A 21111-nucleotide genomic window follows, 5' to 3' on the forward strand; every position below is an offset into this window, starting at 1 on the left:
ATACGCAAGCAGTTCAATATGTGGAAGATCTACTAAATAATAGACCTAGAAAGGTGTTAGGATATTTAACACCTTATGAGTATTTGGTCAAAAACGTACTTGTCGCACTTCGTATTTGAATCTGCCATTTAAAATAACCATTTAATTTTAATTTGTAATGAGAACTACCTTTCTCATAGATTCATTCTAATCTGAGTTGTCTTACAGCATTACATCGAACCTACAAACCTCTAAATCCCCTCACTGCGGGCGAGCGATTGTAAAATGAGTGCAAGCATTCCCTCCCGCCATGAATGAGCTTTACTTAAGCAAGTTAAATCCAAAGTCTAAAATCTAAAACAAAAAACCTCAAAATTCGCCAACATAGACGAAATGCCTCTTTTTCGCTAAGATGATTCTTTCGCCTTAAAGCGATCTTTAAGTGATTTTTTTAAGTGCAATTGAATGATTGATTCTCTTCAAAGAAAAAATCATTGACCATAACATAAGGGGGTTTATTGATGATGAAAGCCATTATTTTTACTGAGTTTGGAGATCCATCTGTTCTTAAAATCGGAGAAACTGAGCGCCCTGCGCTTCGCCCTCACGATATCTTAATCAAAGTAAAAGCTGCCGGCGTTAATCGCCCTGATGTGATTCAGCGTAAAGGTTACTATCCTGCCCCTGAAGGCGAGCCACAAAATATTTTGGGCTTAGAAGTTGCCGGCATTGTAGAAGAAATTGGTTCTGATGTAACGACTTGGAAAGTGGGCGATGAAGTTTTCTCACTCATTGGCGGTGGCGGTTATGCGGAATATGTGCGAGTCGATGAATTCTTAGCGCTTCCAAAACCCAAAAACCTTACATTCGTTGAAGCGGCAAGCTTGCCGGAAACGCTCTACACCGTTTGGAACAATGTTTTCCAACGTGGACAGCTGAAAAAAGGCGAGAAATTTTTAGTTCATGGCGGAAGTAGCGGGATTGGTATTACGGCAATTCAGCTTGCGAAAATCATCGGCGCTGAAGTATTTGCAACGGTTGGGAATGCCGAGAAACAGGAAGCTGTCAAAGCGCTTGGTGCAACCATTGCCGTGAATTACAAAACGGAAGATTTCCTCGAAGTGCTGAAAGATTATGGCGCTGACGTGATTTTAGATATGATCGGCGGCGATTATTATGAGAAGAATATTGATCTCCTCAACCCCGATGGCAGATTGGTTTATATCAACTCTATGGGCGGTGCGAAAGTGACGGCGAATCTCATGAAGATTATGCAAAAACGTTTAGTTGTGACCGGCAGTACGCTTCGCGCTCGTGAATATGAATTTAAACGTGGCTTAACGCAAGATATCATCAAAGATGTATTGCCGTTGCTCGAGCAAGGGCATTTCAAACCTGTGGTTTACCAAGTATTCCAATTAAGTGACGCCGACAAAGCCCATGAACTCATGGAATCGAGCGAACATATCGGTAAGATCGTCTTAGAAGTCCAATAAGCTGATTTCACGAATAGATGCTTTATAGATGTCTTTATAAATCAAAAGGATTCTCTCAAGAATCCTTTTTTATATTTAGATTTCATATTTATATTTCATTTTTGGATCTAAGTTTTAAAATATAAACCCATCAATAATGCTATTCACAGCCCTAAAAAAAGCGTAGCATCTCTCAATACCGTGATGACTTCACACTATGAAATCTATTTATAAATAATATGAAATACCCAAGTTTTATTCCTAAACCAAGCGAAATTCCCGGCATTATTCCTGGCTTACTTCTAGCTGTTTTAGTTGCTGTGATTGCGATGATTATGGCGCAATTTATTCCTAAAATTGGCGCAGCACCCATTGCGATTTTTATCGGAATCATTGCCGGCAATCTTTTTTTCAAGCAATCTATTTTCCAGCAAGGTACTCGCTTTTCCGAAGGTCGATTACTAGAATACGCTATTGTCTTTTTAGGATTCTCGGTAACCTTTTCCACCCTTGCAAAGCTTGGTCTTTCCGGCACGATCTTTATTACCTTACAAATTATCGGCACGATTTTACTCGCTATCGGCATCGGCAAAGCCTTAAAATTTGGGCAGAACTATTATCTCTTAATGGCTGCCGGCAATGCGGTTTGTGGCTCTTCAGCCATTGCCGCAACTGCGCCGGTCATTGGTGCGAGTGAATCAGAACGTGGATTAATCATCACAATCGTGAACCTCATGGGAACGATTATGATGTTTCTTCTGCCGGTCATTGCGCTTTTTCTCTATGATTCAGCTGTATTGCAAGGCGCACTCATTGGCGGAACGTTGCAATCCGTTGGGCAAGTGATTGCAAGTGCGAGCATGCTTGGTAATGAAGTGATGCGAGATGCAACGATCTTTAAAATCATGCGAATCGCTTCCCTGATTTTGATCGTGATCTGCTTTCATAAATTAGCGAATCGTTCGCAAACAACGCTTTCTCATAATCATCCGCAAGAGAAAACTTCTCCTAAAAAACAGGCGCTTCATAAGCTTGTTCCTTGGTATCTCTTTGGCTTTATGCTTGCTTGTGCGCTGAACTCTTTTGAGATCATTCATGAAGATATTTCAAATATTCTACTTCTGCTTGGCAATAAATTTGAAGTGATTGCCCTTGCGGCAATTGGGCTTCGTTTGAATTTTTCTCTGCTCAAACAGCAAGGTAGAAAGCTTGCGATCTATGCGCTTATTCTAGGTTCAGCGCAGATTGCCCTAGCACTACTTTTAATCCCGATTTTTCTGAGCTAAAACTAAAACCTTCCAAAGTCAGTAGCGCAATTTTCGTGGATAATCCACCGCTATAACCGCCGAGCGTTTGATTCGCTTGAATCACTCGATGACACGGAATAATGATGGGTAGCGGATTTTTACCATTCGCAGAACCCACCGCACGAACCGCTTTTGGGTTCTCAATATTCTCGGCAAGCGTCTTATAACTAATCACAGCGCCGTAAGGAATCTCCGTTAGAGCTTTCCAAACCGATCTTTGAAACGGCGTTCCTTGCGGTTTCATCGGAATCGTAAAGTCTTTAAGATTGCCGGAAAAGTAAGCGGTAAATTCCGCAATAATCCGATTTAATAACGCTTCTACGGCAATCCTTTTACTTGGGAATTTATGCAATTCCCCGAGTGCCGGCAATGTTTCAACCAACAAGGTATCAAGCTTTGACAGTTGAGACAGATCCGTGATTTCAGTAGCCCACTTCTCCCACTTCTCCCACTTTGAAGCTTCTATGCGAGCGCTTTCCGCTTCTTTATTCATGCCGGAAATATCCATTTCAATCAAGCCATCTTCATCAAACAAAAAGCCAATTTCGCCATTTTTAAATGAATGATAGTAAAAATAGGCAGGTTTGCTTCCAGCATCTTGAATCGTATTTGGCATTTGAGTTTCCTTAAGTATGAATCGATCTTTAACATACTAAATTCTTTACCGACTGAATTCTAATTTTAAACAGAATATAAACAGTTCTTATTCTTTCAAAGATTGCCTAACCTATTCCTTAATATTCAGGAATATTACAAACGCCCTCTTTCATCTATTGAAATAATATCCTCTATTTTTTGTAAGTTATCTATTTCAATATTAATACAAGAAATTTCACTATCATGATTAGTCTGGGTATTAATTATAATGATTCCGGCACTACTTTGGTTCCCAACAATCTCATCTCCATGATGTGTACTGGTCACGCTGCAGTGGACACTTTCACTTTATAATTTTCATAATCAACGGGACTCATGTTCTCATTGTAACTATGAAGGCGCTTTAAATTGTAATATCTCATATAAGCTGCAATGTCATTTTTCATGGCTTCCGGCGATAACAACTTCTGTTTGTACAACCAATCATGTTTTAAACTTCCAAAAAATCTCTCAATAACAGCATTATCCCAGCAAGCTCCTGTGCTACCCATCGATTGAATAAATCCCTTTTCCGATAAAAACTTCTTTAACTGATTACTACTATATTGAGAACCCCTATCGCTATGAAAAACAACTTTTTTCGGGCAGTTTCTTAGCGTATAAGCCTGCTGTAATGACCGTTCAACTAGATCGGTTCTCATTGTTTTTGAATAATCCCAACCAAGAATTCTTCGAGAATAGAGATCCATCACAACACTCAAATAGTACCATCCATCGAGGGTTTTTAGGTAAGTGATGTCACCAACCCAGATCTTATTTTTACTCACAGGATCAAAATTCATTTTAACTAAATTTGATGCATATTTAGGCTGATCATTATCTGCTCTTTTCAATCGATATCGTATCCTTTGTTTTACTTGTAGATTGAGACTCCGCATCAAGTATCTTACTTTATGCCGACCTACGGTAAACCCTTCTGCCCGCAAGGACTCCATCAATGTTCTTGAGCCTAAACTTTCACGGCTTTCATTAAATAAAGACTTCATTCGAGATTTTAATCGAAATTCAGATTTATTAATCTTGACCTTTGGTCGACCAAGCCAAGCATAATAGCCTGACCGACTTACTTTGAGTGTTTTACAACACAAAATTTTGGGATAGCCTTCTTCCGTTATTTTCTGAATCATTTGAAAATTTATTTCATTTCCTTTGCGAAGAAAGCTGAAGCCTTTTTTAGGATTTCTTTTTCCATCTTTAAAGTTCTATTTTCAGCTCGTAACTTGATCAACTCAGCTCTTTCATCAAAAGTTAAACCCCCATCTTTGCTTTTTTCGACAGATTGTTTCCATTTATAAATAAGATTTGGATGAACATTAAGGGCGTTAGCAGCATCTGCCACGCTATAGCCTTGATCGGTTACTAGAGCAACAGCATCATTTTTAAACTCAGGGGAATAGTTCGTATATTTTCTTTTTTTATTCATAATAACTCCAATAATCAACAGGATATATTATCCTCTATTAGAGTGTCCACTTTTATGAGACCAGAACACATAAAAAAACCGCTCCAAGGCGGTTATCTTAATTAAAAAGTAATTGGGCTAAAACCATGCCATTACAATCTTACCATCGATAAATGTGAATATTGGATTATAAACCCTCGTTGTCCCCCTCACACTATTTTCCCAACGTAACGGGGAAATCAATGTATATCCTTTTCTGTTTAATCTAAACAACTTACCCTCAGCATAAATTTCTAAATCATAATCATCCAACGTTAATGGATTTGCTTCATAGACATCAGGATTCAGATTAAAGTAGTGCTCAAAAGTATCTGCAAAAGAGAATTCAAACTGCCCTTCCGCATTACTATCCCCATAATACTTCGCCATATCAGTTACACCAGGTTCTACTAATTGGCGAACCGCTTTTTTATCCTTGTCTGCAACCGCCTTTAAGATCTCTTGATATTTATCCCATAACATTTTTTTATTTTCAGGTGTATTCTTAAAAGGTGTAGAATCATTTACCCAGCTAAAAGGTTGGTAATTATCCACGACAAACGTTCGTGATGCCAAAGTTTCTTGTATAGGCTCCCCATTCTTATCGTAAAGATCCGGTAATTGTTTTAGCTCTACCTCATTCGAGGTTAAACGCTCATCTAAACTCATATTAGATTCTTGGATAGAAAGTAAGTAAGGGAAAATTAACCTAGAATCCTTTGGTTTATCTTCATATGAATAGCGAATATTATTTACCACCTTACTCTCAATATCATCTGTAGTAGGATTTTTTACAATGGCTAGAATATCAACCTCACAATAACTCTGCTCTATTCTATGTGACGGGATATACTCGGCCATATTATCAGCTTGTATAGATAATTGATTTACTCCTTGATCCAAGTATTGCGTAATATCTTGCCCAAAACTAATCTGTATAGGATCATTATTCTTACCAACACTGTCGTAAGTACTATATACAAAAACATCATTAATTCGGACAATGCAAGAGATGTAATTTGCTTTGAATCGTAGTTGATATTTGACTTGAGGATTGTTTTTTTCCATTGCTATACTCATGCCTGTCATCATTAATACTAAAAATAGTAAATAGTGTAATTTTTTTATTAAATCTATTTTCATACTTTTTATTCCTTATCTATCGTTTCTGACTAGGGTCTGTTGAACATTCATAACTTTAACTAAACATATGTGCAGACTAAAGCAACATTACTGATATAGCTTTTTTCAACTGATCTTACTGTAATCAAGCCATTATATTCCAAACAATAAAACATTCATTATTAAGTTAATAAGCATAAATACAATTAGTTGCAATATCTGAAAACTGAAATTTCACAGACATAAAAAATCCCTCTTAAAAAAGAGGGATTCTTCAATGATTACTTTATTATTGAATTATTCGCTTAGGATTCAAAATTAAGAACTCTGAACTAGAAATTTTGAATTATGCTTCTGTTACTTCTAATTCAATATGCCCAAAGTGTTTCTGAGCGTATGCCATTCTTTCGGCGATTGTTTCGGGTGGTTTGCCGGCTTTTTTGAGCGCTTCAATGTGATCTTCTACTTGCTTTGCTCTGGCAGAAAGTCCGGCATTATTGGCGATTTGAATGTTTAAACCAGGACGCGCATTAATTTCTAATACTAATGGTCCTTTCGTTTCATCAAGCACCATATCAACGCCAATGTAGCCTAATTGGCTCAGCTCATAGCAACTTGTGGCAAGCTCTAAGAAGCCTTCCCAATTTGGAAGCTCCACATCTTTTACCGGATTATTCGTATCAGGATGGCGCTGAATGATCTCATTTAACCATGTGCCTTCTAACGTTTTTCCGGTAGTGATATCCACGCCAACGCCTATCGCTCCTTGATGGAGATTCGCCTTTCCGCCGGATTGTCTTGTAGGCAGACGAAGCATTGCAATCACAGGATATCCCATTAAAACAATCACGCGAATATCCGGAACGCCTTCATAGCTAATGCTACTAAAAATGGGATCTGACGATACTTTATATTCGATCAAAGCACGATCTCGTGCACCGCCCAAAGAGTAAAGCCCTGTGAGCGTGCTGGAGATCTGATATTCGATCTCATCCATCGTAATTAAACGCCCTGAAACTGTTTTATAACGATAATCATCGAACTTATCGCTAATAACGATAATCCCATCTCCGCCCGCACCTTTTGCCGGTTTAATCACAAATTCGGTGCGATCTTGAAGAATTTTACGAAGCTTATGTTTAATATCGCTTTCGGTTTCGATCACGCCGTACATCTCCGGCACATTAATGCCGGCATCGATTGCGCGTGCTTTCGTGAGAATTTTATCATCCACATAAGGATAAAATTTCCGATTATTGTATTTAAGAACGAAACCGCCATTTCGTTCATTAATTCCCATTACGCCACGTTTTCGAAGTGCACGCCAACGTTTAATCATCGTAAACATGCTTATTTCTCCTCTTTTAACATCGCTTTAAAACGTTTGAGCTCTGTTAAACGGTATCCACGATAACGTCCCATCATCAACATGAAGCTTGCAAGCACTAATAAGATGCCTGGGAATGTGAAGACGAAGTAGATAAATGCCGGAATTTCAATTAAGAGATATGCCAAAGATGCCGCGATTAAGGTTCCGATACTGATTTTCAGAACATTGCCAGCACCGCGCTCTTCCCATGTAATCGATAAGCGTTCAATGGTCATCGTTAAAATGACCATTGGGAATAGACCGATTGCTAATCCTTTATCAAAGCCCATTTTGTAACTAAAGATACTGAGCATTGCGATCATGATAATCACGAACGTTAACACAACTGATAATCGTGACAACATCTGTAGTTTCAAATGTTCTAAATAGGAGCGAACGAGTAATCCCATTGCCGTAATAATGGTAAAGAATGCGATCCCAAAAGCTAAACCTGTTTCTCTAAACGCGAGCGCAATCAGCACCGGCGTAAAGGTTCCAAGGGTTTGAATCCCGATCACGTTACGTACGAGCAGAATGACTAAAACACCAAAGGGAATCATGAGCATGAGCTCATAACTATATTGGATTTCAATCGGCAAATCATAGAGTGAATAAGAGAGGAATTCTGCACTTTTCGTGTTTTCAACCTGCGCTAAACTAATCGCCGTAAGCTCTTTATCTGAAACGCTAAAGGATACTTTTGGTTTTAACGCATTGTTTACACTAATGAGCGAATCATCGCCAACCCACCAAACAATATGATTCTTCGGCAAACCAACACTGCCGTCCACCATATTGAAGTAATACCATTTGCCGGTCGTGACATTTCGTTTCGTCTTTTCATCACGATTCGATGTTTCAATATAACTACGAAGCCAAACATCTGGTGTTTGATCGATACTGGATTTCAACTCCAACGTATTCACACGCTGCACAGGAATATGTGCTTGAGATAACAATAATTCCGCAACGGCATAACGATTTTTAAGAGAATCATCTCCATGTAAAAGAAGATTCACATTGGCATTATCCTTCATATTGACTCGGCGAATCGCTTCGCTGATAAAGGTTAATGTATTCGATGAAGTTGCTCGAATATCATTAACTAATGCATCTGCTGCGACTTTTTCAGCACCTTCAAGAGGAATTTTCTCACGGTAAATCGTGCCGATTGTCTCTTCGGGTGTCTCTTTATCGCCAAAATTAGGAGATAACGATAGACGATAATAGATTGTTTCAGGACCTTGCGTTCGGCGAATAGAGTAATGCGCGATTTTATTGCCAAGCGCATCTTCTTCGAAAACTTGTCCATATTCTTTATCGGCAATCAGCGATTCACTAAACTTTGTGTATTGCTGATAATTAGTCGGGATAAAAAACTTCGTGGATACTGAAGATTCCTTTGGAACGTCATACGTGATTTTGGCATCAATTGTCCAGAGGTTTTCAACTTCTCGGTCGGTAAAAGGAATTTGTAGAACATAACGTTCATAAAAAATAGACCCTAAGCCAACGGCTAGAAGAAGAAATATTAATACTTTTAAATGTAGATTTGCTGAGCGCACGCGATCGTTTCCTTATAATAATGTATTCGTTTCTTTCTCACTGATGTCGATCATCCACTTATGATCGACACACAGGATCAACGGTATATTTACGGCCGGCATCTACTAATGCTTTCAGCTGTCTTAATGATTTTGCGCCTAATAATAACGGATATGTGAAGTGTTCTCTATTGGTAAGATTCACTTCAATCTCTTTTTGAATGTTACCAATGCAAAGGGTCATTTTCACAACGGGACGCTGTGATGAAGCGTGATCATCGCTATCATCGCCTTCTTCCGCTCGTTGTTTAATACGTGAAATTTTCAATAAAGGCAATTCACGTGTCGCTAATTCTTTATGCCCAATGACCGGTGTAAAACGAACCCAATCATCCTCACCTTTTTCAAAATATTCAATATTTCGAGCATTTAATGATGCCGTAAAAGCACCTGTATCTAATTTGGCTTGAATTGGCACTGAGTCTAATTCAGTAATCGTCACAACTTCATAACGCCCAAAAATTGGCTGATCGTTGTGAGTTGCACTTTTCTCTTTGGCAATACTTATTCCTGTCATTAATGAGATAAGGATTCCTCCAAGAATAATTCTTTTCTTCATTTTTCTATCCAATATTCGCTACTCAATAAGATTACTATTATTCGTTTAATAGATCTGAATAATTTACTTTTAATCAAGTAGTTTAACATAATTTTGCGTTAGAAAAAAAACATCAATTTTTTTCAGGAATCACCTAGATCATTTATAAAATTTATCTATAGTCTATCTATGGCTTTATATCTAAGGAATCATAAAGAATTTCCAAGTAACCTTAATATCTTCACAAAAAAAGAATAAAGGTATAATGCCCCTCAAACTTTTAATAATTTCTACCCATCAAGGAGTTTTGATTAATGGCGATTCAAACCGATATGCAGATGCATCTTACCGCGCTTCCTAACATTATTGCCGGCGATATAGGCGCAACGAAATCTCAAGTATCTTCAGCAATTACACTTCTTGATGAAGGTGCAACCGTGCCGTTTATCGCACGATATCGTAAAGAAGCGACCGGCGGTTTAGATGATACGCAGCTTCGTCTTTTAGAAGAACGTTTAATCTATTTACGAGAGCTCAATGAACGCAGGGCAACGATTCTAAACTCTATTTTTGAGCAAGAAAAACTCACCGACACATTAAGAGCGCAAATCAACGCCGTTAATACCAAAACTGAACTTGAAGATCTATATCTTCCCTACCGCCCAAAACGCCGTACAAGAGCACAAATGGCCATTGAAGCCGGCATTGAACCGTTGGCGGATCTTCTCTTTCAAAATCAGATCAATGACAATATCGAAACCCTTGCCCGCAATTATCTGAATCCTGAGCAAGGATTTAACGATACTAAACAAGTATTAGATGGCGCGCGCTTTATTCTGATTGAACGCATTGCCGAGAATGCCGAGCTTTTAGGAAAGCTTCGTCAATATCTTTGGGAGTTTGCAGAGCTTCATTCAGAAGTGCAAAAAGAAAAAGAAGATGCCGGCAGTAACTATAAAGATTATTTTGAATTTAAAGAAACTATTAAATCCATTCCATCACATCGTGCTTTAGCGCTTCTTCGTGGTCGTAATGAAGATATCCTTTCTTTAGAGCTAAAACTACCGGAAGAGTTAGAAGATGCACCGCTCGGCACAATTACCAATACCCTTGCGCTCATAAACCCCCATGATTGGTTGAAAGATACCATTCGTTTAAGTTGGCGAGCAAAGCTGAATCTTTCTCTTTCCCTTGAACTCATTAATCAACTCAAAGAAGCTTCTGAAACGGAAGCGATCAAAGTATTTGCCAGAAACCTCAAAGACCTTCTACTCGCATCTCCAGCAGGAGAAAAAGCAATTCTCGGCATTGATCCCGGTCTTCGTACAGGTTGTAAAATTGCGGTTGTGGATCGCACTGGAAAGCTTCTTGATACGGCGACGATTTATCCGCACGTTCCCGTTAATAAATGGGATGAAGCACTTCATGTGTTAGCGAAACTGGTCGAAAAACATGATCCTGAACTTATATCTATCGGTAATGGTACGGCATCGAGAGAAACGGATAAGCTTGCTTCTGAGCTCTGCAAAAAATTCCCGAAACTTAATAAAGTCGTCACAAGCGAAGCCGGCGCTTCGGTCTATTCTGCTTCTGCACTTGCGGCAAAAGAATTTCCGGAGCTCGATGTTTCCCTTCGTGGTGCTGTTTCTATTGCAAGACGCTTACAAGATCCTTTAGCAGAGCTTGTGAAAATTGAGCCAAAAGCCATCGGTGTTGGGCAATATCAACATGATGTGAACCAATCTCAGCTCAATCGCATGCTTGAATCTGTAGTGGAAGATTGCGTAAATGCCGTCGGCGTGGATGCCAATACCGCATCGAGTGCACTACTTGCCAAAGTGTCCGGCTTAAATTCGACAACGGCGCAAAATATTGTCACTTACCGAGATGAAAATGGTCCTTTCAAAAATCGTATTTCCCTCAAAAAAGTGCCAAGATTAGGACCAAAAGCATTTGAATTATCGGCAGGTTTCTTGCGAATTCGTGGCAGTAATCCGCTTGATATTTCGGCAGTGCATCCAGAAGCATATCCTGTGGTTGAGCGCATATTGCAAGCGACCGGAAAATCTCTCAATGAAATTATCGGCAATAGTACTTTCATCAAACAGCTCAATCCTCAGAATTTTGTCTGCGATAAATTTGGAATTCCAACCATTAAAGATATTTTAGAAGAGCTCGAAAAACCCGGCCGAGATCCGCGCCCTGAGTTTATTACGGCAACCTTTAGAGAAGATGTTTCTGAAATTGCCGATTTAACGCCCTGCATGCAATTAGAAGGTGTCATTACCAACGTGGCAAACTTTGGTGCATTTGTGGATATCGGCGTTCATCAAGATGGTTTAGTGCATATCAGCGCCCTTGCCGATCGCTTTGTGAAAGATCCTCATGAAGTGGTAAAGGTCGGCGATATCGTTAAAGTGAAAGTGCTCGAAGTGGATATTCCTCGTAAACGCATTGCGCTTACCATGCGCATGAATGATTCTGTCGGCGAAAGTAATAATAACAGCAACAATAGCTTTGCACCGGCATCTAAGAATCAGAAAAGATCGATGAATAATCGCTCGGAAGCGCCGAGTAATAATCCCTTTGCGGATGCCTTAGGAAAACTTAAAAAGCGTTAAATGATAAAATAAAATATCATTTACAGATAAAATTTCCATAAATAAACGATAGCTCCTCATATAAAGCTATCGTTTTTTATGACTTTTTATTAGCATCAATTTATTAACATCAAATGAATGCTTAGTTTTCTTTAAAGAGTAACAGTGCTTCATTTTGAAACCTCCAGTTAGAACGATCGTTCCCCCCCAAGTTTATGTGAATATCTGTTATAATTGCCTTTCTCTTTTTATAGGTATTTAGCCATCACGCATGATAAAAAAAGTGCAGATTTTTATACTCGGTTGCATGGTAGGTCTTGTCGGTTGCTCGCAACCACATTCTCCCGAAGAGAGTATTCATACCTTTTATGAATCTCTCAACAGCCAAAATTATCCCGAACTTCTCTCTCTGTTTAATTTAGAAGAGAATTTGCGTGAACGAAAATCGGAATCAGAACTCTACGATATTCTTGCCATCATATTTCAAGACTTAGCCTTTAATATTCAAGAAAAAGGCGGAATTGATAAAATTGAGTATCACTCTATTGAGTATAATCCTGATAAAGATAGAGCAATTGTTCGTTATACCCTGAATTTTAAAGATGGCAGTAATACGTTTGATACATTATCACTCATTAAAGATCACACGGGATTTTGGCAATTAACGCTGGAATAAAGCATAAGATAGGCTTCTTGTGAAACTTCTTTTCTGTAAAAATTATTAGAAAATTTCCCAAAAAAGTATTCCATTAAAAAAACCCATTTCAGTGAAATGGGTTTTTTGTGTATCTGAATATATCTACAAGATATGAAATCTATTACAACTGATCTCAGCAATCGTTCAGCAAGTATCTACTTCTTCTCTTTCGCGCGCTCTAACTTACGTTTACGCTTTGCACTTCCGCGAATTTCTGTCTCTTTTCCAGGACGATTCGCATAAGGATTTTCATTCGTGCGATACAAAATTCTTACCGGCGTTCCATCAATTTCTAAAGATTCTCTAAACATATTACTTAAGTAACGTGTATAGCTATCTTTCACATATTGTGTACGATTACCATGAATGATGATCTTCAGTGGATTCTTTCCACCTTGATGCGCATAACGAAGCTTTGGTGCATAGCCTTTTTCCATGGGCGGTTGATGACTATGAACAGCATACTCTAAGATATTAGAGAGTTCATTCGTGGTAAATTCACGCATTGACTGATCAAATACACGAATCGATTCACGAATCACTTGTAATACGCCCTGACCTTTCAGTGCCGAGATAAAAAGTGGTTCCGTAAAGTCGATAAATGCAAAACGTCTTGCAAAATCTTGTTGTACCCAGCTCTTTTCATCTTCTTCTAGCGAATCCCATTTGTTAACCGCAAGAATGAGCGCTTTTCCAGCTTCTAACACAGCACCCAAAAGCGTTGCATCTTGATCTGATAAGCCTTCTTTCGCGTCAAAGACAAATACAACAACATTCGCTTTCTCAAGGGCATCTAAGCTCTTAATGACACTGAATTTTTCAATCACATCTGTCACACGGCTTCGGCGACGAATGCCGGCTGTATCAATGAGAATGAAATCACGATCATACGCTGAGAATGGAATCTCGATACTATCACGTGTTGTTCCGGCAACATCTGATGCCAATACACGCTCTTCACCAAGCATTTGGTTAATCAAGGTTGATTTACCGGCATTTGGTCGACCAAATACGGCAAGGCGAATAATATCGTCTTGAATCTCTTTTTGCTCTTTCTTATCTGGGAAATTAATACGAGTATATGCGTTGAGCATTAACTCATATAACCCTTGATGATGCGCAGCCGATACTGCAACAGGTTCTCCTAATCCTAAAGAGTAAAACTCCCCAACGATCACTTCAGGAGAGATTCCTTCTGCTTTATTCACAACGACAACGACAGGTTTTCCCATGCGACGCAGTTTATCTGCAATCTCTTCATCAAATGCAGTAACGCCAGATCTTCCATCTACAATAAAGAAGATGAGATCAGCTTCTTCAGCAGCAATCCATGCTTGACCTGCAATGAGATGATCCATTTGATTATCGTCACCTGATAATCCACCTGTATCTAATACATCGTAAGGTCGATCTCCAACCTTACCTACGCCATATTGGCGGTCTCTTGTTAAACCTGGTTGGTCGGCAACTAATGCATCTCTCGTCCGTGTTAATGCATTAAATATCGTTGATTTCCCAACATTAGGACGCCCTACAAGGGCGATAAGCGGTTCTGACATCCTATCCCTTAAATTGAAACTTTATAAAGTGTACCTGAATGATCTAAGAGATAAACACTTCCATTGATCTCTCTAATATCCAGTAAAAATCCTGTGGATCCAATTTTTGTGGATCCTTGTAGTTGTCCTGTCGTACTATCAAGCACATGTACAAATCCTTGATAATCTCCAACAACTATTCTATTTCCTACTAAAACAGGTTTTGTTAAATCCCTGCCTCTTAAATCTTGATTACTCCAAAGCGATGCGCCATCTTGTGCATCTAATGCTTGAATGGTGCTATCACGCTCTACCGATACGACAGAGTTTCCTGTAAAAACGAGCCCTGCATACGTTCCTTTCCCTTTCTGCCATAGTTTACGGCCTTGATGATTAAGAGCCGTAATGCCTGAAAGATATTGACCTACAAAAATACGATCATTGGTAACAACAATTCCCGCATCCACATCACGTAAACCACCCATAAAACTTGCATTAACAGGTTGGCTTAACACCGTTCCCCATTTAGCTTCACCGGTTCTTGTATCAAGCAATGCTAAAGTACCTTCATCACTCGCAATTAATACGTCATTGTTTAAAAATGTTGGTGGTGCTGCCCCTAACACAGATAGCTCTGAGTTATTGAAAATATATGCCCAGCCATCATTCCCTGTTTGTAGATCAAACGTTTCTACTGCACCGAATAGTGTTCTCACAATTGCAACATTATCATTGGCAACAGGAGAGACTGCCGGAACGCCTAATACTTTCTTTTCCCAGAGTTTTTCACCCGTAGTTGCAGAAATTGCTTCAACATAAGCATCTTGTCTACCTACTAGTAAAACACCTTGGCTATAATCAATTCCTGTATATAGTGGGGATCCGATCTTCTTTTCCCAAGTTTTAGCACCATTATTCATGTCAATCGCGGTAACAATCCCCTTTTGACCCGCAACATAGAGCGTGCTTGTACCATCATTTGCAATTAAAAATCTGAGATTACTATCTTTAGGCGTTTTGCTATTGGTTTTAGCTTCCCAATTTTTGATAACAACATTAGAAGGTATTGCACTATTCAGTTCTGTGGGTTGTACTAAATTACTCTTCCCACGAAGCCCACCTGAACATCCTGCAATAACTACTGCAACAATGATTGCTGTGATAATTTTTTTCATTGAACTAATCCTATCCCCAACTTTCTATTTTGTGCCTAAACGTTCAAGCTTATTACGCGCACCATCAGGAACGATTTCACTTGATAACGCCTCTTCATAAGAGATCTGTGCATCTTGTGATTGCCCCATTGAGAGATAAATATCGCCTTCTAATACTTTTCTTAAACCTAAAAATTCAACTGCTTGAATCTCCTTGAGAGATGCTAGTGCCGCTTCATTTTTTCCTTGATCAAACTGTACCGCAGCTAAGCGATATTGGAGAAGTGATGTCATTCCCTCATCATCAGCACTTTCTAATGCCGTTGTTAAAAAAGATTCTGCTGCTGTGAAATCCCCAGCACCATGAGCTTCTCTTGCTAAAAGCATTGCAGAAAACACTTGGTAAATCCCCTCATTTTCTGCAATATACTTCTCACTTTCCACCGCATTAATCGGCTTATCGGCATAATCTGTTAAAAAAGATTCGTAAGTATCAAATGTTTTATTTAATTGGCTCACAGAATTGCGTTTGTAATACTCAACCCCGGCAATAGAACCGATGACAATCACTACTAAAAGTATAAGATAAGCAACATTCTTCTTCAGCCAGTCTACTAAGACTTCCGCACGTTGTTCATCTGTTTCATATTGATTTAAAGCCATTACATTTAACCTTCTATCTTATTTAATATTATTGTAAACGATTACGTAAAAACTGTGAAAGATCATGACGAGGGATTTCTTGTTGTTCTCCATCTTGACGAAGATCTTTAAGAATAACAATACCTTTGTCTAACTCGTCATCACCCATAATTAAAACATATTTAGCGTTAGATCGATCAGCTTTTTTCATTTGTGACTTCATACTACCGCCACCTAAATTTGCTTGGATCAGAATTTGTGGAAATTCATTTCGAATCTGTTCAATAATCACAAGACCATGAAGAGATGCTTTCTCGCCCAAGAATACTGTTGATAATTGAGGACTCGAATCATTAGACTCAACACCACAAGCTTGGCAAAGAAGGATTAAACGTTCCATTCCCATTCCAAAACCTATCGCAGGTGTTGCTCTTCCGCCTAATTCTTCCACCATTTTGTCATATCGACCACCGCCACAAACCGTTCCTTGTGAACCTAACTTATTCGTCGTCCACTCAAAAACCGTTCTCGTATAATAGTCCATTCCTCGAACAATTCTAGGATTAATCACATATTCAATCCCTAAAATATCAAGTTGTTGACATAAAGTATCAAAATGCGCCTTAGATTCTGCATCTAAGTGATCTAATAGTTTTGGTGCATTGGTAATGATTTCATTTAAATCAGGATTTTTAGAATCTAAAATACGAAGCGGATTCGTATAGAGTCTTCTCGTTGAATCTTCATCAAGTTGCTCTTTAAAGCCTTCAAAATAAGCAATGAGCTTCTCACGGTATTCCTTACGGCATTCCGAAGTTCCCATAGAGTTAATTTCAAGCTTTACTTCATTTTCAATGCCTAAACGCTTCCAAAATCTTGCAAGCATCGCAAGCATTTCTGCATCCGCATCAGGTGTTTCAATACCAAAAATTTCAATATCTGCTTGATGGAACTGACGATAACGACCTTTTTGTGGACGCTCATAACGAAATGCTGGTCCAATTTGCCATAACTTTTGAGTTTGATTATAAAAAAGTCCATGCTGAACACCGGCTCTTACAATACTAGCCGTCATTTCTGGGCGAAGCGATAAACTCAAGTTGTCATTTTGATCTGGAAAAGTATACATCTCTTTTTCTACGATATCGGTCACTTCCCCGATAGATCTTGTGAAAAGGCGAGTTTCTTCCATCATGGGAGTTCTAATTTCTGAATAACCATACTCTTGAAAGAGAGATCTCAAATGGCCTTCAATCATTTGCCAATAACCAATTTCTTCCGGCAAACAATCATGCATACCACGCAAAGCATTTATTTTTGTACTCATTACTTATTTTTTCCTAGCGATACTGTTCAGAGTTAAGAGAAAATCGAATAGAAACAGCTTCTTCTGTTAAAGGCTTATAATAATACTCCGGAATCATCGTTCCGTTAACTGTTATTTTATCTATCACCGCAGGATTGCCCAAATAAACATCATAACTTCCCTGCCCTTCCATCTGATATTCATCTCCTCGCTTCATCACTCGATTGGTAATAATGCGACCTTGATGATCTTGAATTTCTAATGTCGTAATATCTTCAGCCACTATTTTAAGGAGCGCTTTCTCTCTCTTTAGCGCAAGATATTGTTGAATTTCTTGCTCTAATGTCGCTTTTTGTAAGATCAAATATTGTTGGAGTTCAGAATTCAACATCTCTTTCGATTCTGTAGAAACAGTATTTTCCACGATTGCTTCTGAAAAATCATCAGTTAAAGAAGATTCTTTTAAGATCTCTATTGAGGCTATTTGCGCAGTAATATCTTGTAACTGTTTCTCTCTACTCTTTAACTGAAATCCTAAAACCGCATTCTCAATAAACGGATAAAAACCACTCTCTCTATCGTATATCGAGAGTAGATTTTTTGTTTTAGCGCTGAATAAATCTTGAAATAGCTCGGGAGTTTTTACACCCAAATGGATATCAGAGGGCGTTTTATACCAATAGTGAAAATGAGATTTAACCGTGCTCAATTTTGCCGAAATTGGCATTGAGCCAATGTTTATTGTCGGCAAAGTTCTGGAAGAGAGCAATGGTGCATAATACCTGAGTGATGTTCCTAACACATCTGACTGATTAGATGTGAGATAGCGACTGTTTTTTTTTAAGAGCTCCGATGAGTGAGAGATTACCTCATCTTCTCTATCTAATGTGACTAAATGGATATTCTCTTCAGTATTTAACGCATGATCATCATTGTCATATTCTACGAATGCTGTTTGATGAAGTTCATCTAACATGGTTTCCTGATGCTGTGCCATTGAATCAATCAATAACTCTTCAAAGCTGACATCTTTACGATCGGCAATTTTATTGCGTTGTAAATTATGCTCTAATTCTAAAGAAGGAAGCCTTTCATTGGGAAGGTAGACTTCCTCTTTGCTATCAACAGATATTCCTTTAAACGGCGAAGGAATGACTCCTGTTTGATATAAATAGGCAAAGACAACGATGACCAACACCACAAACATTAAATAATACTTAAAATGATTGGAACGTTTCTTCTCTTCCGCTTCATGCTTTACTTTGGAGGTTTCATAAAAACCTTGGCTTTTAGCATCTAATCCCATATTTAATTGATGCAGATCCATTTCAATTTCTTCATGAGAAATTCCTAAAAATTTAGCATATTTTCGTAAATAATTTTTAACATAAAGAGATGCACCAATATTACGATAGCAACCTTTTTCCAAATCGTTTACTAATGCGGGTCTCAAAGAAAGTACTCTCGATACTTGTTCGATTGATAAATCTTTATCTTGCCGTGCTGCTTTTAGCTTTTCGCCTAATTCTTGAGCAGTCATTTTCCTAAGATTCCCCTATATTGCCTCGTTAAATTGAGTCATTAATACATATCGATATTTCTGCATTTCTTTTTGATTATTTAATGCACGATTAATAGTATATCCGAGCTTTGCGCTCTCTGAAGTATAACCATTTAAATCATTAAATTGATCTATCGATTGCTTTGCCAACTCAAACTGCTGATTTTTATTTTGTATTGTTGCTAAATAGAAATAACTCAAAGCATAATCTGAGTCCAATTCTATCGCCTTATTTATCATAATTTCTCCATCAGAAAAATTATTTTTACTAATATAACACTTAGAAGCTGCAGTATATAGGCGAGATTTTAATCGAAGCTCTTTCGCTTCATTACCATCATCTTCCATACTTGAAGCGCCTTTCGTATAACATTTTAACTGACTGTAATTTTCCACGGCAACAACATAATTCGGATTAATTTTTATCGCCGTATAAAATGCTTCACTTCCTTCTGTCACACGTCCTCTGCGTTCATAAATAACGCCAAGAGCATTATAAGCATCTGCAAATTGCGGATACTCATCAATAATCGATAACAACTTTTCTTCAGCAATATCATAATGTGCTGAATCAATATAATTCATACTCAACTCATAATGTTTCTGCTGCGCCTCAGATAACATTGAAAGTTCAACAATCTCTTGCTTGGAGTTATAGAAAGGTACTTCTATCAACGAACATCCCGATAAAATAGATACCATTATTACAACACTAGGAAGGCTTGGAAATAATAATACTCTCTTTACTTCCGACATAAAACACCTTTTAAATATTACTTATAATTATTAATTAAAGAATATTAACAAGGGTAAATGCTTAAGATAAAGTAATCAAGCTTAATTAACAATTCATATAAAACAAAATCATTATTTACAAAAACTTCTTTTAAATTGTTTTTATTTGCGCATATTTATCGCAAAACAGCCAGCAAAAAGGCTGATTAAAAAATCAGCCTGCTTTTATTGAGTCAAGACAATCACAATGCCTTATTTTAACGTTCTTCGCCTGTGCGTTTGGTACGATCTTTTACTTTACCGGCAAGCTGTCCGCAAGCGGCATCTACATCATCACCTCGAGTTTTTCGAGTCATGACGACTAAACCATATCCCATCAAAATCGATCTAAAATGATCGATCTGTTTGCGATCTGACGTTTTATAATCAACGCCGTCAAATGGGTTAAATGGAATCAGATTCACTTTACCTGGAATATTACGAATTAATCTCGCTAATGCGTGCGCATCCTCATCACGATCATTAATCCCTTTCAGTAATACATATTCCCAAGTGATCTTCTTGTTCGTTCCATCAATATAGTTACGGCAAGCATCTAATAACTCGGCAATAGGGTATTTCTGATTAATCGGCACTAATTCATCACGTAGTGTGTTGTAAGGCGCATGAAGTGAGATTGCAAGCGCAACATCAATATCTTCTTTTAATCTTAATAATGCCGGCACAACGCCCGATGTACTTAACGTCACACGTCTTTTCGATAAACCAAATCCATAATCATCCATCATGATTTTCATTGCTGAAACCACATTACGATAATTCAGAAGCGGTTCACCCATTCCCATGAAGACGATATTCGTGATTTTTCGTGGCGTGAAGTTATCGATCTCTTCAAAGTCATTTAAGAGTAACTTTGCAATCATTAGCTGACCAATAATCTCATCAACGCTTAAGTTTCGGTTAAAGCCTTGCTTTCCCGTTGCACAGAAAGAGCAATCTAACGCACAACCTACTTGAGAGGAAACACAAAGTGTTCCACGGTCATCTTCAGGAATGTACACCATCTCAATGGAGTTTCCTGAATCTAATCGCACGAGCCATTTACGCGTCCCATCTTCCGAGAGATTATCCATAATCACTTCCGGTAAATGAAGTGTTGTGATCTCTTTGAGTTTTTCACGCGTTTTTTTCGACACATCCGTCATTTCATCAATCGAACGCACACCTTTATGATAAATCCATTTCATAATTTGTGTGGCGCGATAAGGCTTCTCACCGATTGATGCACAAAATTCTTTTAAATCGTCAAACGTCAGACTATATAAATTCGTCTGACGCTTTACGTTTTCTACTTTAATCTCAATATCTAACATAGATATTTAAAGT

At 38.3% G+C, this 21111-nt stretch carries 18 protein-coding genes; 4 read left to right on the forward strand and 14 right to left on the reverse strand.

Features of this window, described 5'->3' with window-relative positions; translation table 11 throughout:
* The first annotated feature begins 503 nt into the window (after positions 1-503).
* Both ACYSN2_RS05615 and ACYSN2_RS05620 read left to right on the forward strand, forming a co-directional pair.
* Complete coding sequence (locus ACYSN2_RS05615) at positions 504-1475, forward strand: NAD(P)H-quinone oxidoreductase (protein WP_461749404.1); 972 nt, start codon at positions 504-506, stop codon at positions 1473-1475.
* A 218-nt stretch (positions 1476-1693) separates the two neighbouring features.
* The gene (locus tag ACYSN2_RS05620) at positions 1694-2740 is read left to right on the forward strand and encodes a YeiH family protein (protein WP_461749279.1); all 1047 of its coding nucleotides are present in this window, start codon (positions 1694-1696) and stop codon (positions 2738-2740) included.
* Here ACYSN2_RS05620 and ACYSN2_RS05625 read toward each other — a convergent pair.
* The 7 genes from ACYSN2_RS05625 to ACYSN2_RS05655 all read right to left on the reverse strand — a co-directional run bounded on the left by ACYSN2_RS05625 (position 2679) and on the right by ACYSN2_RS05655 (position 9513).
* Entirely contained in the window at positions 2679-3377 is a 699-nt protein-coding gene (locus ACYSN2_RS05625) for a methylated-DNA--[protein]-cysteine S-methyltransferase (protein ID WP_461749280.1), read from the reverse strand. The genes ACYSN2_RS05620 and ACYSN2_RS05625 overlap by 62 nt on opposite strands.
* Before the next feature lie 134 nt (positions 3378-3511).
* Positions 3512-3685 (reverse strand): hypothetical protein, encoded by a 174-nt coding sequence (locus tag ACYSN2_RS05630; protein ID WP_461749281.1) that lies wholly within the window; start codon positions 3683-3685, stop codon positions 3512-3514.
* Positions 3682-4841 (reverse strand): IS3 family transposase gene (locus ACYSN2_RS05635; RefSeq protein WP_461749282.1). Its coding sequence is split into 2 segments (ribosomal slippage): positions 3682-4580 and positions 4580-4841, totalling 1161 coding nucleotides; the frame shifts between segments, so codons are not numbered across the junction. The genes ACYSN2_RS05630 and ACYSN2_RS05635 overlap by 4 nt, the downstream gene beginning before the upstream one ends.
* A gap of 117 nt (positions 4842-4958) precedes the next feature.
* Entirely contained in the window at positions 4959-6002 is a 1044-nt protein-coding gene (locus ACYSN2_RS05640) for a hypothetical protein (protein WP_461749283.1), read from the reverse strand.
* A 325-nt stretch (positions 6003-6327) separates the two neighbouring features.
* Positions 6328-7329: an alpha-L-glutamate ligase-like protein gene (locus tag ACYSN2_RS05645; protein ID WP_461749284.1), complete on the reverse strand. Its 1002-nt coding sequence runs from the start codon at positions 7327-7329 to the stop codon at positions 6328-6330.
* A 2-nt stretch (positions 7330-7331) separates the two neighbouring features.
* Complete coding sequence (locus ACYSN2_RS05650) at positions 7332-8915, reverse strand: UUP1 family membrane protein (protein ID WP_461749285.1); 1584 nt, start codon at positions 8913-8915, stop codon at positions 7332-7334.
* 58 nt (positions 8916-8973) lie between these two features.
* Positions 8974-9513: an ATP-dependent zinc protease family protein gene (locus ACYSN2_RS05655; protein ID WP_461749286.1), complete on the reverse strand. Its 540-nt coding sequence runs from the start codon at positions 9511-9513 to the stop codon at positions 8974-8976.
* A gap of 311 nt (positions 9514-9824) precedes the next feature.
* Between ACYSN2_RS05655 and ACYSN2_RS05660 the strand changes: the two genes are divergently transcribed.
* Together ACYSN2_RS05660 and ACYSN2_RS05665 are read left to right on the forward strand one after the other, a co-directional pair.
* Positions 9825-12113: a Tex family protein gene (locus ACYSN2_RS05660; RefSeq protein ID WP_461749405.1), complete on the forward strand. Its 2289-nt coding sequence runs from the start codon at positions 9825-9827 to the stop codon at positions 12111-12113.
* Positions 12114-12375: 262 nt separating this feature from the next.
* Positions 12376-12768: a hypothetical protein gene (locus ACYSN2_RS05665; RefSeq protein ID WP_461749287.1), complete on the forward strand. Its 393-nt coding sequence runs from the start codon at positions 12376-12378 to the stop codon at positions 12766-12768.
* Between the two features lie 176 nt (positions 12769-12944).
* Here the strand turns inward: ACYSN2_RS05665 and der are convergent, their stop codons facing one another.
* The 7 genes from der to rlmN form a co-directional block, all read right to left on the reverse strand.
* Positions 12945-14348 (reverse strand): ribosome biogenesis GTPase Der, encoded by a 1404-nt coding sequence (gene der / locus ACYSN2_RS05670; protein ID WP_461749288.1) that lies wholly within the window; start codon positions 14346-14348, stop codon positions 12945-12947.
* Positions 14349-14356: 8 nt separating this feature from the next.
* A complete protein-coding gene (locus ACYSN2_RS05675) occupies positions 14357-15502 on the reverse strand; it encodes an outer membrane protein assembly factor BamB family protein (RefSeq protein ID WP_461749289.1) in 1146 nt (381 codons plus the stop codon).
* A gap of 24 nt (positions 15503-15526) precedes the next feature.
* On the reverse strand, positions 15527-16144 hold the full coding sequence (locus tag ACYSN2_RS05680) for a YfgM family protein (RefSeq protein ID WP_461749290.1): 618 nt from the start codon (positions 16142-16144) through the stop codon (positions 15527-15529).
* A gap of 28 nt (positions 16145-16172) precedes the next feature.
* Entirely contained in the window at positions 16173-17450 is a 1278-nt protein-coding gene (hisS, locus tag ACYSN2_RS05685) for a histidine--tRNA ligase (RefSeq protein ID WP_461749291.1), read from the reverse strand.
* 13 nt (positions 17451-17463) lie between these two features.
* Entirely contained in the window at positions 17464-18969 is a 1506-nt protein-coding gene (locus ACYSN2_RS05690) for a RodZ domain-containing protein (RefSeq protein ID WP_461749292.1), read from the reverse strand.
* A gap of 15 nt (positions 18970-18984) precedes the next feature.
* A complete protein-coding gene (locus tag ACYSN2_RS05695; RefSeq protein ID WP_461749293.1) occupies positions 18985-19746 on the reverse strand; it encodes a tetratricopeptide repeat protein in 762 nt (253 codons plus the stop codon).
* A gap of 236 nt (positions 19747-19982) precedes the next feature.
* Positions 19983-21098, reverse strand: coding sequence for a dual-specificity RNA methyltransferase RlmN (gene rlmN, locus ACYSN2_RS05700; RefSeq protein ID WP_461749294.1), 1116 nt, complete (start codon positions 21096-21098; stop codon positions 19983-19985).
* Between the last annotated feature and the right edge of the window lie 13 nt (positions 21099-21111).

Source organism: Ignatzschineria sp. LJL83 (genome assembly GCF_054871845.1).